Origin of the sequence: Azoarcus sp. CIB (assembly GCF_001190925.1) — a bacterium.
In the GTDB taxonomy this organism is placed as follows: Bacteria; Pseudomonadota; Gammaproteobacteria; order Burkholderiales; family Rhodocyclaceae; genus Aromatoleum.
Window position 1 is genome coordinate 5,084,082 of record NZ_CP011072.1, and the last position, 14,869, is coordinate 5,098,950.

Consider the following 14,869-nt stretch of genomic DNA (forward strand, 5'->3'; position numbering starts at 1 on the left):
CGGGGACGCAGACCGGAACTCAGGCGAGGCGGAAGCGGCCGGCGGTGGTCTGCAGACGGGCAGCGACGCCCTCGAGCTGGTGCGCAGCGGTCGCGGTCTCTTTCACCGCGGCGCTGTTCTCCTCGCTCATCTGGGCGGTCTGCTCGACGCGCCGTGCGATCTCGTTGCTCGCCGTCGACTGCTCGTGCAGCGCGCTCGTGATGTCCTCGACCGCCGCGACGACGTGGCGTGCCTGGTCCGTGAGCGCACTGATGGCGTCGCCCGCCTCGCGCGACAAGGTGTCGACGTCGCCCATGTGGGACACGACCTTTTCCATGCTGGAGACGGCGTCGCGGGTGACGTTCTGCACCTGCGAAATCATCTCGGTGATCTCCTGCGTCGACTTGCCCGTGCGCTCGGCGAGCTTGCGCACCTCGTCGGCGACGACCGCGAAGCCGCGGCCCTGCTCGCCCGCGCGCGCGGCCTCGATCGCCGCATTGAGCGCCAGCAGGTTGGTCTGGTCGGCGATGTCGCGGATCACCGCAACGATCGACGAGATCTGGTCGGAGAAGCCGCCCAGCATGCGGATCTGCTCGGCCGTATGGGTCACGGCGGTGGCCGTGACGCGGCCGCTTTCCACCATGCGCATGACGATCTCGTGCCCCTCGGCGGACTTGCGTCCCGACTCGGTGGCCGCGGTACGCACGTCGTTGGCGTGATCGGAAACCTGCGCGATGCTGACCGACATTTCCTCGACCGAGGCCGCCATCGAGGACGCAGCCTGCGACTGAAGCTCAGTCGAACCCGAGAGTTGCGTCGTCGTCGAGGCAAGCTCCTCGCTCATCGACGCGAGCCCTTCGGCGTGCTCCTGCAGGTTCGCGGCGATCTCGCGCAGGTTGCCCTGCATCGTGCGGCAGGCCGTGAGCACCTTGGCCAACTCATCGTGGCCATCCACTGCGAAGGCGTGCGTCAGGTCGCCCCCGGCGATGCGCTCGGCGGCTTCCTGCACGATCTGCAGCGGCTTGAGGATGGAACGCAGCACGAAGGCCGCATACACGGCCAGCCCGATCGCTGCCACGACGGCGATGATGGCGATCTCGATCAGCGTCCGGCTGCGCTCTTCGTCGAAGAGTTTGTCGGCGTCGTGCGCCTCGCGACCCATCGACTCCGCGACCGTGGCCAGCTGCTCGCGGATGCGGCTCACCGTGGCGTCGGCCTCGTCGTCGATCGCATGGATCGCCGGGTCGACTTCGTTGTCGGCATTCAGGATCGGCAGCAGACGCTTCTCGAACAGCGCGACGATCGCCTCGACGTCCTTGCGTGCCTGTGCCACGGCCGCCCTCTCCTCGGGCGTGTCCGCAGCTTCGGCGAGGTGCTGCAGATCGCTGTTCGCCTCGGTCTGGAGGGCGGCGAAGTCCTTTTTCGCCGCGTCGATGTCACGGTTGATGATCGTGTCGGCGAAGATCTGGTAGAACTGGGCACCCAGCCACGACGCCTCCGCCGCGCGCGCCTGTGTTTGCGTCCGGGCAAAACCGTCATCCTGGAAGTTTGCGAGATGACTCATGCGGTAGAGCGCGATGCCCATCACCGTGGCAAGCATGATGAGGGCGATGGCTACCATGACCAGCAGGCGGTGTTTGACACTCATTGTGCGGCTCCCTGACTCTTATGCGATTCCGGGAGGAACGACTACCAGCCCGGGTTCAGATCTTAACGTCGCAACCACAACTTTATTGAGGTTATTTTTCTTCAAATGCATGCGTTTCGACGCCCCAAAATGGGTCGTGCGCGCCATCGGCGACGGCTTTTGTGACCGCATATTCAAAATCGTTACTTCTTCGTCATTTGAGCACGCCGCCATGGTTGACCGGCAATGCAATAATTGGCATTCCACTCCTGCATTTCCTCCCGACTTCCCGAGGCCGCAACGATGGCACGCATCCACCCCGAAGGCTGGCAACGCATCCCCGCAAGCGGGGCGCTGGCGCGCGAACTGGAGACGCTCGCGACGCTCGCGGAAGGACTGCCCGACGACCACGCGGTGTATCACGGCATCCACTGGACGCGGGTGAATCGGGACCACGCGCTGTTCGGCGAGATCGACTTCGTCGTCGTCGGCCCGAGCGGCCGGCTGCTGCTGATCGAGCAGAAGTCCGGTTTCCTCGACGAGACGCAGGACGGGCTGGTCAAGACCTATGCGAAGGCGAAGAAGAACGTCAGCGTGCAGATGGCGCGCAGTGCGGACCACCTGCGCGAGCGCCTCGGCGTGTTCCTGAAAGGCCACAAGGCACGCATCGAGGCCCTGCTCTACTGCCCGGACTATGCGGTGCGCCAGCCCGGCAGCGCGGGCATCGACCCGGCGCGCATCGTCGACGCGAGCCGCCGCCAGCACCTCGTCGCGATCGTGGAGAGCCTGCTGCGCGACGAGGTGCGCGACCGTGTGGTGCTCGACAACATCCAGCGCTTCCTCACCGACGAGCTGGAGCTGGTGCCGGAGGTGAACGCGATCGTCGGCCAGGCCGAGGCGCTGTACACGCGGCTGGCCGGCGGCCTTGCGGAATGGGCGCGGCGCATCGAGATGGAGCCCTTCCGCCTGCGCGTGACCGGCACCGCCGGCAGCGGCAAGACCCAGCTGGCGATGGCGGTGTTCCGCGACGCGCTGGCGGCGGGGCGGCGGCCGCTGTACGTGTGCTACAACCGCCCGCTGGCCGACCACATCGCGCTGATCGCGCCGCCCGGCGGCGAGATCGCGACCTACCACCAGCTGTGCGACCGCGTGCTGCGGGCCCACGGCGAGGTGCCGGACTTCCGCCAACCGGACGCGTTCGCGCGACTGGAAACGCGCTTCCGCGAGCTCGACGCGGGCGAGGCGTGGCGCTTCGACGAGCTAATCGTCGACGAGGGGCAGGACTTCCGCGAGGAGTGGCGCGACGCGCTGCTGCGCCTGTTGCGGCCGGGCGCGCGCGCGTGGTGGCTGGAGGATCCGCTGCAGAACCTGTACGACCGCCCGCCCGTCGCGCTGCCGGGGTGGGTGCGCATCACCAGCGCGCGCAATTACCGCAGCCCGGTCGACATCCTGTCGGCGCTGAACCGCATGCTGCCCTTGCCGCAGACGCTGGAGGCAGGCAGCCCGCTCACCGGCTCCGACATCGAGTTCCTCACCTGGACCGACTCCGCCGGGCTCGTCGACGCGACCAAGCGTGCGATGACGCGCGCGATCGGACTGGGTTTCCGCCGCGACATGATCGCGACGATCACCTTTCGCGGGCGCGAGCATTCGGTGTTCACGCCCTTCGACCGCCTCGGCACACACCGCCTCAAGGCCTTCACGGGCAATTACGACCTGCTGGGCAACCCCGTGTATTCGGACGGCGACTTCCTCATCGACTCCGTCTACCGCTTCAAGGGTCAGGCCGCCCCGTGCGTGATCTTCACCGAGATCGACTTCGAGGCGCTCGATCCGCTGACGGTACGCAAGCTCTTCGTCGGCGCGACGCGGGCGAGCATGAAGCTGCTCCTCGTCGTGTCGGAGCGCGCGGCGCGCCTGCTCTCCGCGCGGCTGGACTGAGCTCGTCCCGCGGGGTGGAGCACGCTTCCGCCCGGTCGCAGGCCGGGCGGGCGAAACTCAGTGCCTGCCGAACTTGCCGACGAGCTGGGCGAGCTTCTCGGTCTTGCGGCGCTCGGCCTCTTCGGCACGCTCGCGCTCGCGCTCGGCTTCGGCCGCGGCCTTCTTGCGCTTGGCGACTTCGGCGAAGCGCTCCTTGAGCGTCTGCGCGGCGTGCTGGCGTTGTTCCTCGGTAACCTCGCCGCTTTCCTTGCCATCGAGGTCGAAGCGCGCGGTGGCCTTCTCGACGGCCTTGAGGTAGCGCGTCGTCGCGGTGTGCATGCGCATCGCGCTGCGGACGACCTTGCGGTCGACCTCGGGGAAGCGCTCGGAGATGGCCTTGTCGATGCGCAGCGCGAGCGGCTTCACTTCGCTGAAGGTCGGGGAGATTTCCTGAAGCTTCTGCAACAGGCCGCGGGCATCGATGCCGGCGGGCTTGGCTTCGGCCGGAGCGGCGGGCTGTTCGGCCACGGCTTCGGGAGTCGTTTCGGTAGTCATTGCGGGAGGGTGCCGGGACTGCGGACTAAAAGCGGCATGATCGCATGAAAACGGCCAGGTGGGCCGGAACGGGATTGAACGGGCCCGGATGGGTGGCGCCCTGCGACCTCGGCGTCAGGGCTCGGCGGTTTCTTCGGTGGTGATCCGGGCAGCACAGTACTTGAACTCGGGGATCTTGCCGAAGGGATCCAGGGCGGGCTGGGTGAGGAGATTCGCGGCGGCTTCGACATAACAGAAGGGCATGAAGATCGATCCCTTCTGCATGCCGCGGTCGGCGCGCGCGGCGAGCGTGATTGCGCCGCGACGGGTTTCAAGCGTAATCGTCGCGCCGGAGGGCACGTCGAGTGCGGCGAGATCGTCCGGATGCACGGTGCACCACGGCTTCGGTTCGAGGGCGTCGAGGACGTTGGCGCGGCGGGTCATGGAACCGGTGTGCCAATGTTCGAGGACGCGGCCGGTCGTGAGGACGAAGGGATAGGCCTCGTCCGGCAGTTCGGCGGCGGGCAGCGGCGTGACGGCGACGAAGCGGGCGCGGCCGTTCGCGGTCGGAAAGTCCTGTTCGAACAGCACCGGGTAGGAGGGACCGTCCTCGGTAAACTTGGGCGCGATGACGGCCGTTTCCGCTTCGAGCTGGGCCCAGGTGATGCCGGCGTAGGCGGGGAGAGCCTGGCGCAGTTCCTCGAAGATCTCGGCAGGGCCGGTGTAATTCCAAGGCAAGCCCAGGCGCTGCGCGACCTGCTGGATGATCCACCAATCGGGTTTGGCCTCGCCGGGCAGCGGCAGCACCGGCTGCGAGAGCTGCACGAGGCGGTCGGTGTTGGTGAAGCTGCCGGTCTTTTCCATCAGGCTGGAGGCGGGCAGGATCACGTCGGCGAGCATCGCTGTCTCGGTGAGGAAGAGGTCCTGCACGACGAGGTGGTCGAGGCCGCCGAGCGCGGCGCGGGCGTGCGCGAGGTCGGGGTCGGACATCGCGGGGTTTTCGCCTTCGATGTACATGCCGCGGATCTCGCCGGCGAGCGCGGCGTCCATGATCTCGACGACGGTGAGGCCCGGCTTGTCGGAGAGCGGCGTGTTCCACAGCGTCTCGAACTTGGCGCGCACCGCGGGATCACTGACGCGCTGGTAGTCCGGGAACATCATCGGGATGAGGCCGGCGTCCGACGCCCCCTGCACGTTGTTCTGGCCGCGCAGCGGGTGCAGGCCCGTGCCGCGGCGGCCGATCTGGCCGGTCATCAGCGCGAGCGCGATCAGGCAGCGCGAGTTGTCGGTGCCGTGGATGTGCTGCGAGATGCCCATGCCCCAGAAGATCATGCTGTTGGGGCCTTGCGCATACACGCGCGCAACTTCGCGGGCGGTTTCCGCGGGGATGCCGGTGATCGCTTCGACGCGCTCGGGCGGAAAAGCGAGCGCGGCGGCACGGAAGGCGTCGAAGCCTTCGGTGCGTGCGGCGATGAAGGTCTCGTCGGTGAGTCCTTCTTCGATGATCACGCACGCCAGCGACAAGAGCAGCGTGACGTCGGCGTCGGGGCGGAACTGCAGGTAGCGGTGGGCGTGGCGCGCGAGCGGGGTTTCGCGCGGGTCCATCAGGATCAGCTTGGCGCCCCGCTCGACGGCGTTCTTCATGAAGGATGCGGCGACCGGGTGATTCGCGGCGGGATTCGCACCAATGACGACGATCACGTCGGCGAACTCGACATCGCGCACGGGGTTGGACACCGCGCCGGAGCCGATGCCCTCCAACAGCGCGGCGACCGAGGAGGCGTGGCACAGGCGCGTGCAGTGGTCGACGTTGTGGGTGCCGAAGCCGGTGCGGACGAGCTTCTGGAAGAGATAGGCCTCCTCGTTGCTGCCCTTTGCCGAGCCGAAGCCGGCGAGCGCGTGCGGGCCGTGTTGCGCCTTGATGCGGGCGAGACCGGCCGCGGCGGCGTCGAGCGCCTCGTCCCAGCTCGCTTCGCGGAAGGCCGCGAGCGGGTTCGCAGGGTCGAGGCTAACGGATTTCGCGATGCCGGGCTTGCGGATCAGGGGCTTCGTCAGGCGGTGCGCATGGCGCGGGTAGCCGAAGCCGTAGCGACCTTTCACGCACAGGCGGCCGGCATTCGCCGGGCCGTCGCGGCCGACGACGTGGATGATCCTCGCCTCGGGGCCGTCGCCGGCGACGTGGTAGGTCGTCTGGCAGCCGACGCCGCAGTAGGGGCACAGCGAGTCGATCGCGCGGGTTTCGGGGGCGGCGACCGGCGTGGCCGTGGCCGCGACAGGCACTTCGGCGGCCTCGGCCTCGGTCGCGAAGGCGCCGCGGACGAGCGCGGGCGTCGCGACGGGTGCGCCCGGGGCATCGACGAGCGCGGCCGGCAGCAGCGCGCCGGTCGGGCAGGCCTGCACGCATTCGCCGCAGCCCACGCACGAGGAGGTGCCCATCGGGTCGTTGAAGTCGAACACGATCGCGGTGTCGGCGCCGCGCTGCGCGAGGCCGATCACGTCGTTGACCTGCACTTCGCGGCACGCGCGCAGGCAGCGCGTGCACTGGATGCAGGCGGCGAGGTTCACGGCGATGCCGGGGTGGCTGCGGTCCGGTGTCGGGTTTTCGCGCGGGGCGAAGCGGGATTCCTTCACGCCCAGTTCCTCGCACCAGTGCGCGAGTTCGGAATCGGCCTTCTCGGCTTCGGCGGGCACATCGGCACGCAGCAGTTCCAGCACCATGCGCTGCGAAGCGCGTGCACGTTCGCTCTCGGCCTTGACCTTCATGCCGGGCTTGGGCGCGCGGCAGCATGACGGCGCGAGAACCCGCTCGCCGTCGATCTCGACGACGCAGGCGCGGCAGTTGCCGTCCGCGCGCAGGCCGTCCGTGTAGCACAGGTGCGGGATGTCGGTGCCGGCGCGGCGGGCGGCCTGCAGGATCGATTCGCCGGGCGCCGCATCGATTTCGCGGCCGTCGAGTTCGAAGCGGATCATGTCGGTGGCGTTCATGCGGCGCCCTCCTCTTTCGTGCCGCCGACTTCCTGCGGGAAGAAGCGCAGCACCGATTGCATCGGGTTGGGCGCGGCCTGGCCCAAGCCGCAGATCGAGGCGTCCATCATCGTCCTGCCGAGTTCGGTGAGCAGCCCGGCGTCCCATTCGGGGGCCTTCATCAGTTGCGCCGCCTTCGCCGTGCCGACGCGACATGGCGTGCATTGGCCGCAGGATTCGTGCGCGAAGAATTCCATCGCGTTCTCGGCCAGCAGCCGCGCCTTGTCGTGCTGCGAGAACACGACGATCGCCGCCGAGCCGATGAAGCAGCCGTAGGGCGCCAGCGTGTCGAAGTCAAGCGGCACGTCGGCGAGGTGGACAGGCAGCATGCCGCCCGAGGCGCCGCCGGGGAAGTAGCCGTAGAGTTCGTGACCCGGCAGCATGCCGCCGCAGTGCTCGTCGATGAGTTCGCGCAGCGTGATGCCGGCATCGGTCACGACGACGCCGGGCTGCGCGACGCGGCCGCTGACCGAGAAGCTGCGCAAGCCCTTGCGGCCATTGCGTCCGAAGCCCGCAAACCAGTCGCCGCCGCGCTCGACGATGTCCCTGACCCACCACAGCGTCTCGAGGTTGTGCTCGAGCGTCGGTCGGCCGAACAGGCCCACCTCCGCGACGTAGGGGGGCCGCAGCCGCGGCATGCCGCGCTTGCCTTCGATCGACTCGATCATCGCCGACTCCTCGCCGCACACGTAGGCGCCGGCGCCACGGCGCAGTTCGATCGGCGGCAGGTCCGGCCACTCGGCGCGCACGCGGTCGAGTTCCTCGGCGAGCAGGCGGCGCAGCGCGGGGTACTCGTCGCGGATGTAGATCCAGATGCCGGCGATGCCGACGACGCGCGCGGCGATCAGCATGCCTTCGATGAAGCGGTGCGGGTCGGTCGCGAGGTAATGCCGGTCCTTGAAGGTGCCGGGTTCGCCTTCGTCGATGTTCACCGCCATGTTGCGCGGCGCGGGCTGGGCCGCGACCGTGCGCCACTTGCGCGCGGCCGGAAAGCCCGCGCCGCCGAGGCCGCGGAGTCCTGCGCCGTCGAGCGCCTGGACGATTGCGTCGGGATCACGTTCGCCATTGCGGATCGCCTCCCACAGCGTATAGCCGCCCGCCGCGCGGTAGGCGTCGAAGCGGATTGCGTCCGGCAGCGCCTCCTCGCGCTCGCCGCTCGCGACGACCGCGGCGACCTTGTCCGCATCGGCGTTCAACACCGGCTTCTGCCCGACAACCGCGACCGGGGCGCTGTCGCAGCGACCGACGCAGGGCACGCGCTGCACGCGCACCTCGGCGCCGAGGCGGGTCGCGAGCGTCGCGGCAAGTTCCGCGCCGCCCGCCATCGCACAGCCGAGCGAGTCGCACACGCGCACGGTCAAGGCCGGTGGGGCTTCCGCGCCGGTCGGGACGAAATCGAAGTGGTGGTAGAAGGTGGCGACCTCGTACACCTCGGCGCGTGCGAGCTTCAGCGCCTCGGCGAGCGCAGCGAGGTGGTCGGCGAAGAGCGCGCCGTGGGTGTCCTGCAGGCGGTGCAGGTATTCGATCAGGCGGTCGGCGCGCGGCGTGATACCGGCGTCGCGGTCGGGCGCGAGCGCCGCGGCAGCGGCGGCGTGCGCGGATTCGGGCAGCGGTTCGCGCTTGCGTCCGCGCTCCCCGCCGCCCTTTCCGACTTTTCCACCACGTCCTCCTCCTGAAACCCCGCGCACGGCGTCGGGATCAGCGCCCTGTCTTTCCCGTCCCTCGCCTGCCTGATCCACACTGTTCGCCATGCTGTTCGCCATTGTTACGCTGGGTCGGTGGAACGATAGTGCAGCACTGCAGGCGAGGAAAGCGGATTCTGCCGAAGGCCTATTCGCTTTTTCCGAACGGGTCGGCGAGCGTCCCCGCCGCCGCAAGCAGGGCATCGACGAGCGGCGAAGCGGGTTCGCGCCTGAGCGTCACAAGACCGGTCTCCCACGCGACCGCGGGCTTCACCAGCGGCAGCACGCGCAGCGCCGACTGCGCGCCGACGAGGCCCAGCACGCTGCGCGGCAAAATCGTAGACCAGCGACCGGTGCGAACGTGCGCAAGGAGACCGAGGATCGAGTTCGTCTCCAGCCCGATGTGCGGCGTGCATTCCAGGCTCTCGAACACGCGGTCTATGGTCTGGCGGTTCTGCATGTCGCGCGACAGCAGGCACAGCGGCTGGCGCGCCGCCACCTCCCACGGAATCGCCTCGTCGGCCGGCGGCGCGGACGCGGCCGTGACGAACACGAGCTGCTCGCGCCACAGCGCGCAATACTGCAGGTCCGCCGCGTCGGCGGAATGCGCATACACGACGCCGCCTTCCAGTTCGAAATTGCGCAGCGCGTTGAGGATCGCCTGCGTGCTCGCCGAGCGCACTTCGATCGCGACCGCCGGATGCGCGTCGGCGAAGGCTTCGGTAAGCGAGGCGACGACCGGCAGTGCCGTCGGGATCACACCGATGCGCAACGGCCCGCGCAGTCCATCGCGCAGCATGCCGAGCTCGTGGCGCAGATCGTCCGCGCCGGCCGCGACACGCTTCGCGTGCGCGACGACGCATTCGCCCTCGGCGGTGAGCCCCGCGAAGCGCTGCCCGCGCACGACCAGCGCGACGCCCAGCTCGTCCTCCAAGTCGCGGATCGCCGCCGACAGCGTCGACGGCGACACATGGCAGCTCCCGGCGGCCTTGCCGAAATGCCGCTCGCGCGCGAGGGCGAGGAGGTAGAGATATTTGCGGGCGATCACGGCGTTCAGGATACGGGCTCCCTCCGCGCCAGGCCAGACGCCCGCGGCAATCGCACGAATCCGACCGCCGCAACGATCTCATGCGAAACACCGCGCACACCTTCAGTAAAATGCCGGGTTTTCCGCCCCCGCAACGAAGGAATCCCCAAGATGCTGCAAAAGCTCCCGTCCTTCCCCGGCATCGCCGGCCCGGTCGTCGTCATCGTCATGGACGGCTACGGCGTTCCCAAGAGCGACGTCGGCAGCGCGATCGCCGCGGCCCGGAAGCCGACGCTCGACTCGCTGTTTGCCCGCTACCCACACATGCTGCTGCGCGCGCACGGCACGGCGGTCGGCATGCCCTCGGACGAGGACATGGGTAATTCGGAAGTCGGCCACAACGCCATCGGTGCGGGCCAGGTCTACTCGCAGGGCGCCGCGCTCGTGGCCAGCGCGATCGCCTCGGGCGCCATCTGGCAGGGCGAAGCGTGGCAACAGGTCGTCGCCGGCGCGAAGGCGGGCCGGGGCGTCGTGCATTTCATCGGCCTGTTCTCCGACGGCAACGTGCATAGCCACATCGACCACCTCAAGGCGATGGTGCTGCGCGCGCGCGACGAAGGCGTGCAGGCGGTGCGCATCCACGCCCTGATCGACGGCCGCGACGTGCCCGAGACCAGCGCGCTCGACTACGTCGAGCCCTTCGAAGCCTTCCTCGCCGAACTGCAGGCGGGCGGCTTCGACGCGCAGATCGCCTCGGGCGGCGGGCGCATGACGATCACGATGGACCGCTACGACGCCAACTGGAAGATGGTCGAGCAGGGCTGGCACACCCACGTACTGGGCCGTGGCGAGCAGTTCGCCAGCGCATCGCAGGCCGTGCGCGCGCTGCGCGAGCGCCTGCCCGACACCATCGACCAGGACTTGCCCGCCTTCGTCATCGGCAAGGACGGCCAGCCGGTCGGCACGATCGAGGACGGCGACGCGGTCGTCTTCTACAACTTCCGCGGCGACCGCGCGATCGAGATCACGCGAGCCTTCGAGGAAGGCGCGAATTTCGACAAGTTCGACCGCGTGCGCGTGCCGCACGTGACCTATGCGGGCATGCTGCAGTACGACGGCGACCTGAAGCTGCCGAAGCGCTTCCTCGTCGATCCCCCGGCGATCCGCGACACCATGAGCGAGTGGTTCGCCAAGAGCGGTGTCGCCCAGTTCGCGTGCTCCGAGACGCAGAAGTTCGGCCACGTGACCTACTTCTGGAACGGCAACCGCTCGAACAAGTTCGACGGCGAGACCTGGCAGGAAGTCCCGAGTGACGTCGTGCCCTTCGAGCAGCGCCCGTGGATGAAGGCCGCCGAGATCACCGACGCGATGATCGACGCGATCCGCAGCGGCCAGCACAAGGTTCTGCGCTGCAACTACGCCAACGGCGACATGGTCGGCCACTCCGGCCACTTCCGCGCCGCGACGATGTCGATCGAGGCCGTCGACCTCGCGCTGTCACGCCTCTTGCCCGCGATCGACGCGGCCGGCGGCGTCGCGCTGATCACCGCCGACCACGGCAACGCCGACGAGATGTTCGAGCTCGACAAGAAGACCAAGCAGCCGGCGCAGAACCCCGACGGCTCGTTCAAGGCCAAGACCGCGCACACGCTCAATCCGGTGCCGCTGATCCTGTACGACAACGTCAGCGGCGACAAGCTGGGGCTGAAAGCGCTCGAAGGCGCCGGCCTGTCGAACATCGCGGCGACGGTGGCGAACCTGATCGGCTTCGACAAGCACGCCGCCTGGGACGCCAGCCTGCTGGACGTGCGCTGAGTGTCGCCGCACATCGTCATCGCGCCCGACGAGGTCGAGCTGACCGCCATCCGCGCCCAGGGCGCGGGCGGCCAAAACGTCAACAAGGTGTCGAACGCGGTGCATCTGCGCTTCGACATCGGGGCTTCGTCGCTGCCCGAGGCGGTGCGCGCACGGCTCGCCGCGCTGGGCGACCGGCGCATCAGCCAGGACGGCGTGGTGATCATCAAGGCGCAGAAATTCCGCAGCCTGGAGAAGAACCGCGCCGAAGCCATGCGCCGGCTCGAAGAGCTCGTCAATCGGGCGGCCGAGGTGCCCAAGGCGCGCCGCCCGACGCGGCCGACGCGCGCGTCGGTGAAGAAACGCCTCGAAGGAAAGGCGCACCGCGCGCTGATCAAGGCCGGCCGACGAGGGGTTTAAGTTGTGGCGGGCCGGTCAACGACCGAGGGAGTCCGCGGAGCATCTCCACCTTGCGGCGTAAGCGGGAACCATAGGCGCAGACGACATTTTTGAAGCACGACGGGTCGCGCAGTCGGCGCAACACATCAAGAAGCACTTCCGCATATTATTATTCGCGCATACAAAAACATCCAAAAGACATTGATCAATGTCATAAAACCAGCAAAGACAACGGAATGCCGCTCAGGAATTGAGTAACAATATGTTTCAACACCTGTTGTCCGGGCCGGACAGCGGGACGCTGAAACAGGAGGGTCGGTTGTGATTCAATTCAAGGACATCCCCGTCGCACGGAAGATCGGGCTGGTGCTGGGTCTCACGATGCTGCTGGTTGCCGTCGGCGTCGCATTCATGATCTACGGCGAACGCGAGCGGATGTATCGCGACCGCCTCACGGCCATCCAGGCGCTGGTGGAACAGGCGGTCACCGTCATCAACGAGCAGGCGGCGCTGACCGACGCCGGCACCCTCAGCGAAGAACAGGCGCGCCAGATCGCCGCCACGACCATCGGCAAGATGCGTTACGGCGATGGCGACTACTTCTGGATCCAGGACAGCAACGCCCGGATGCTCGCGCATCCGATCAAGCCGGAGCTGAACGGCAAGGACCTGAGCGGCTTCAAGGACGCCGGCGGCCAGCACATCTTCGTGCGTTTTTCCGAGATCGGGCGGCAGGGTGGCGAACTCCACTACATGTGGCCCAAGCCGGGCTACACCGAGCCGCAACCCAAGATCTCGTACGTGAAGCGGGCCGCCCGCTGGGACTGGATCGTCGGCACGGGGGTGTATACGGACGACATCGAGACGGCGTTTCGTCGCGGACTCTTCAGGAATGCCGGACTTCTGGCCGGGATCTTCGCGCTCGCGCTCCTGCTCGCGACCGTGATCCTGCGGCGCTACGTCACCGGGCCGATCAGCCGGCTCGACGCAGTCATGGAGCAAGTCGCCCGCGACGGCGATCTGACGGTGAATTACAGCTACGCGTCGAAGGACGAGATCGGCAGCATGTCGGCGGCCTTTCAGCGCTTGCTGGCGACGCTGCGCGATAGCCTCGGCGCGATCCAGCGCGACGCGCAGGCCGTCGCGGCAACCTCCGAACGTCTGGCGATTGCGGCGCAGCAGGTGCGCTCTAGCACCGAGCAACAGAGCGAGTCGGCGTCGTCGATGAGCGCCGCGGTCGAGCAGATGACCGTCAGCATCGCGCACGTGGCCGACAGCACGCATGGCGTGCGGGAGCTCGGCGAGCGCAACGTTGCGGAAGAGCACGACGGGGCGGTGCACACGGACCACCTGAGCGTCGAGCTCGGAAAGGTGCAAAGTGCCATCGAAGACGCAAACGGCACCCTCGACGAGTTCGTCGACGCGACCCAATTCATCGCCAGCCTCACCAAGCAAGTGCGTGAGATTGCCGACCAGACCAACCTGCTCGCGCTCAATGCCGCGATCGAAGCGGCGCGGGCGGGGGAGCAGGGCCGGGGTTTTGCGGTGGTTGCCGACGAAGTCCGGAAGCTCGCCGAGAAGTCGGGCCATACGGCCAACGAGATCAATGTACACACGCAGCGCATCGCCACGCAGGGCGAGGCCGTCGAGAGCGCCATGAGCACGAGCCGCGAACGACTGGATGCCGCAAGGACTCTGATGGGCAAGGTTGCGGCGGTGCTCAACCACGCGGAGGCTTCGGCGCTCGAGACGCGCACCGGACTCGCCGAGATCAGCAGCGCAATGTCCGAGCAGACCACGGTTACGTCGGACATCGCGAAGAACATCGAGTGCATCGCGCAGATGGCCGAAGAGAACACCGCCGCAGCCGGGCAGACCGCGGAGGCCGCCGAAGAGCTGCGTCAGGTGTCCGGCCAGCTCAACACGACGGTCGAGAAGTTCCGGATCTGATCGACGGGAACGAACGGCGGCGCCCGTGAATTTCCGCGGGCGAGAACTTCCCGGGGTCGCCGTCTTGTCGTAGCTGGCGCGCGCGGACGCTGACCACGAGGTTCATGGATCGACGCCCCGAGCGTCCTAGCGCCCCTTCGGCACGCCGCAAGGGACGCCTGAGCTAACATGTCCGTTTTCGCCGGCCGCCGCCATGAAGCCCGCACACCATCCGACCGTCTGTCGCATCTCCACCGCCCGCGCCATCCTGGGGGCCCTGCTCACGGTGACCCTGCTGGGCACGCAGGCTCCGTCCGCGCAAGCGGACGCACCACAGCCCGCCCTCGCGACCATCGCCGCGCTGGATGTACCGCGCTACATGGGCACGTGGTATGAAATCGCCAAGTACCCGAATCGCTTCCAGCGCCACTGCGCGGGCTTCACCCATGCCGAATACGGGTTGCAGGAGGACGGACGGGTCCGGGTGGTCAACCGCTGCCGCAATGCCGAAGGCCACGTCGACGAGGCGATCGGTACGGCCCGCCAGATCGGCGCGGCCGACTCGCCGCGACTGGAAGTCCGCTTCGCGCCGGCGTGGCTGTCCTTCCTGCCCTGGGTCTGGGGTGACTACTGGGTGATCGACCTCGACGCGAACTACCGACTCGTGGCGGTAAGCGAGCCGGGGCGCGAGTATCTGTGGATCCTGTCGCGCACGCCAACCGTCGAACCGCAAGCCCTGGAGGCGCTGCGCAGCCGCCTTGCGGCGCAGGGCTTCGACCTGTCGCGGCTGGAGATGACGCGTCAGCAGGACTGACCGCCGGGCGAAAACCTTACGACACCGTCACGCGCCGACAGTACGTTGGTGTCCAGGACGATCATCAGCCCAGGTCCAGCGGATCACGAATCGGTTCGCGGAGCGTGCTTCGACAGGCTCGGCCGGAACGGTATATAGTT

The 14,869-nt window shown here is 68.1% G+C and carries 10 protein-coding genes; 5 read left to right on the plus strand and 5 right to left on the minus strand.

Features of this window, described 5'->3' with window-relative positions; all coding sequences use genetic code 11:
* Positions 1-19: 19 nt before the first annotated feature.
* Positions 20-1,627, minus strand: coding sequence for a methyl-accepting chemotaxis protein (locus AzCIB_RS22850; RefSeq protein WP_050418006.1), 1,608 nt, complete (start codon positions 1,625-1,627; stop codon positions 20-22).
* Positions 1,628-1,909: 282 nt separating this feature from the next.
* On the opposite strand from AzCIB_RS22850, the gene AzCIB_RS22855 reads away from it, so the two are divergent.
* Positions 1,910-3,547: an ATP-binding domain-containing protein gene (locus AzCIB_RS22855; RefSeq protein ID WP_050418007.1), complete on the plus strand. Its 1,638-nt coding sequence runs from the start codon at positions 1,910-1,912 to the stop codon at positions 3,545-3,547.
* Positions 3,548-3,604: 57 nt separating this feature from the next.
* Here the strand turns inward: AzCIB_RS22855 and AzCIB_RS22860 are convergent, their stop codons facing one another.
* The 4 genes from AzCIB_RS22860 to AzCIB_RS22875 form a co-directional block, all read right to left on the minus strand.
* Positions 3,605-4,081, minus strand: coding sequence for a ProQ/FINO family protein (locus AzCIB_RS22860; protein ID WP_050418008.1), 477 nt, complete (start codon positions 4,079-4,081; stop codon positions 3,605-3,607).
* 114 nt (positions 4,082-4,195) lie between these two features.
* A complete protein-coding gene (gene fdhF / locus AzCIB_RS22865; RefSeq protein ID WP_050418009.1) occupies positions 4,196-7,045 on the minus strand; it encodes a formate dehydrogenase subunit alpha in 2,850 nt (949 codons plus the stop codon).
* Positions 7,042-8,835 (minus strand): NAD(P)H-dependent oxidoreductase subunit E, encoded by a 1,794-nt coding sequence (locus AzCIB_RS22870; protein WP_050418010.1) that lies wholly within the window; start codon positions 8,833-8,835, stop codon positions 7,042-7,044. The genes fdhF and AzCIB_RS22870 overlap by 4 nt, the downstream gene beginning before the upstream one ends.
* 79 nt (positions 8,836-8,914) lie before the next feature.
* Positions 8,915-9,814 (minus strand): LysR substrate-binding domain-containing protein, encoded by a 900-nt coding sequence (locus AzCIB_RS22875; RefSeq protein ID WP_050418011.1) that lies wholly within the window; start codon positions 9,812-9,814, stop codon positions 8,915-8,917.
* 150 nt (positions 9,815-9,964) lie between these two features.
* Between AzCIB_RS22875 and gpmI the strand changes: the two genes are divergently transcribed.
* The 4 genes from gpmI (at position 9,965) to AzCIB_RS22895 (ending at position 14,729) form a co-directional block, all read left to right on the plus strand.
* The gene (gene gpmI / locus AzCIB_RS22880) at positions 9,965-11,608 is read left to right on the plus strand and encodes a 2,3-bisphosphoglycerate-independent phosphoglycerate mutase (RefSeq protein ID WP_050418012.1); all 1,644 of its coding nucleotides are present in this window, start codon (positions 9,965-9,967) and stop codon (positions 11,606-11,608) included.
* Positions 11,609-12,007 carry an alternative ribosome rescue aminoacyl-tRNA hydrolase ArfB gene (arfB, locus tag AzCIB_RS22885; protein WP_050418013.1) on the plus strand — a complete coding sequence of 133 codons (399 nt, stop codon included), beginning with the start codon at positions 11,609-11,611 and terminating at the stop codon, positions 12,005-12,007.
* 300 nt (positions 12,008-12,307) lie between these two features.
* A complete protein-coding gene (locus AzCIB_RS22890) occupies positions 12,308-13,936 on the plus strand; it encodes a methyl-accepting chemotaxis protein (protein ID WP_050418014.1) in 1,629 nt (542 codons plus the stop codon).
* A 193-nt stretch (positions 13,937-14,129) separates the two neighbouring features.
* Positions 14,130-14,729, plus strand: coding sequence for a lipocalin family protein (locus AzCIB_RS22895; RefSeq protein ID WP_083447109.1), 600 nt, complete (start codon positions 14,130-14,132; stop codon positions 14,727-14,729).
* The last annotated feature ends 140 nt before the right edge of the window (positions 14,730-14,869 follow it).

Bases quoted from the DNA above. Each gene is read 5' to 3' on its own strand.
- AzCIB_RS22850 (WP_050418006.1), bottom strand. From the start codon at position 1,627: ATGAGTGTCAAACACCGCCTGCTGGTCATGGTAGCCATCGCCCTCATC.
- AzCIB_RS22855 (WP_050418007.1), top strand. From the start codon at position 1,910: ATGGCACGCATCCACCCCGAAGGCTGGCAACGCATCCCCGCAAGCGGG.
- AzCIB_RS22860 (WP_050418008.1), bottom strand. From the start codon at position 4,081: ATGACTACCGAAACGACTCCCGAAGCCGTGGCCGAACAGCCCGCCGCT.
- fdhF (WP_050418009.1), bottom strand. From the start codon at position 7,045: ATGAACGCCACCGACATGATCCGCTTCGAACTCGACGGCCGCGAAATC.
- AzCIB_RS22870 (WP_050418010.1), bottom strand. From the start codon at position 8,835: ATGGCGAACAGTGTGGATCAGGCAGGCGAGGGACGGGAAAGACAGGGC.
- gpmI (WP_050418012.1), top strand. From the start codon at position 9,965: ATGCTGCAAAAGCTCCCGTCCTTCCCCGGCATCGCCGGCCCGGTCGTC.
- AzCIB_RS22895 (WP_083447109.1), top strand. From the start codon at position 14,130: ATGAAGCCCGCACACCATCCGACCGTCTGTCGCATCTCCACCGCCCGC.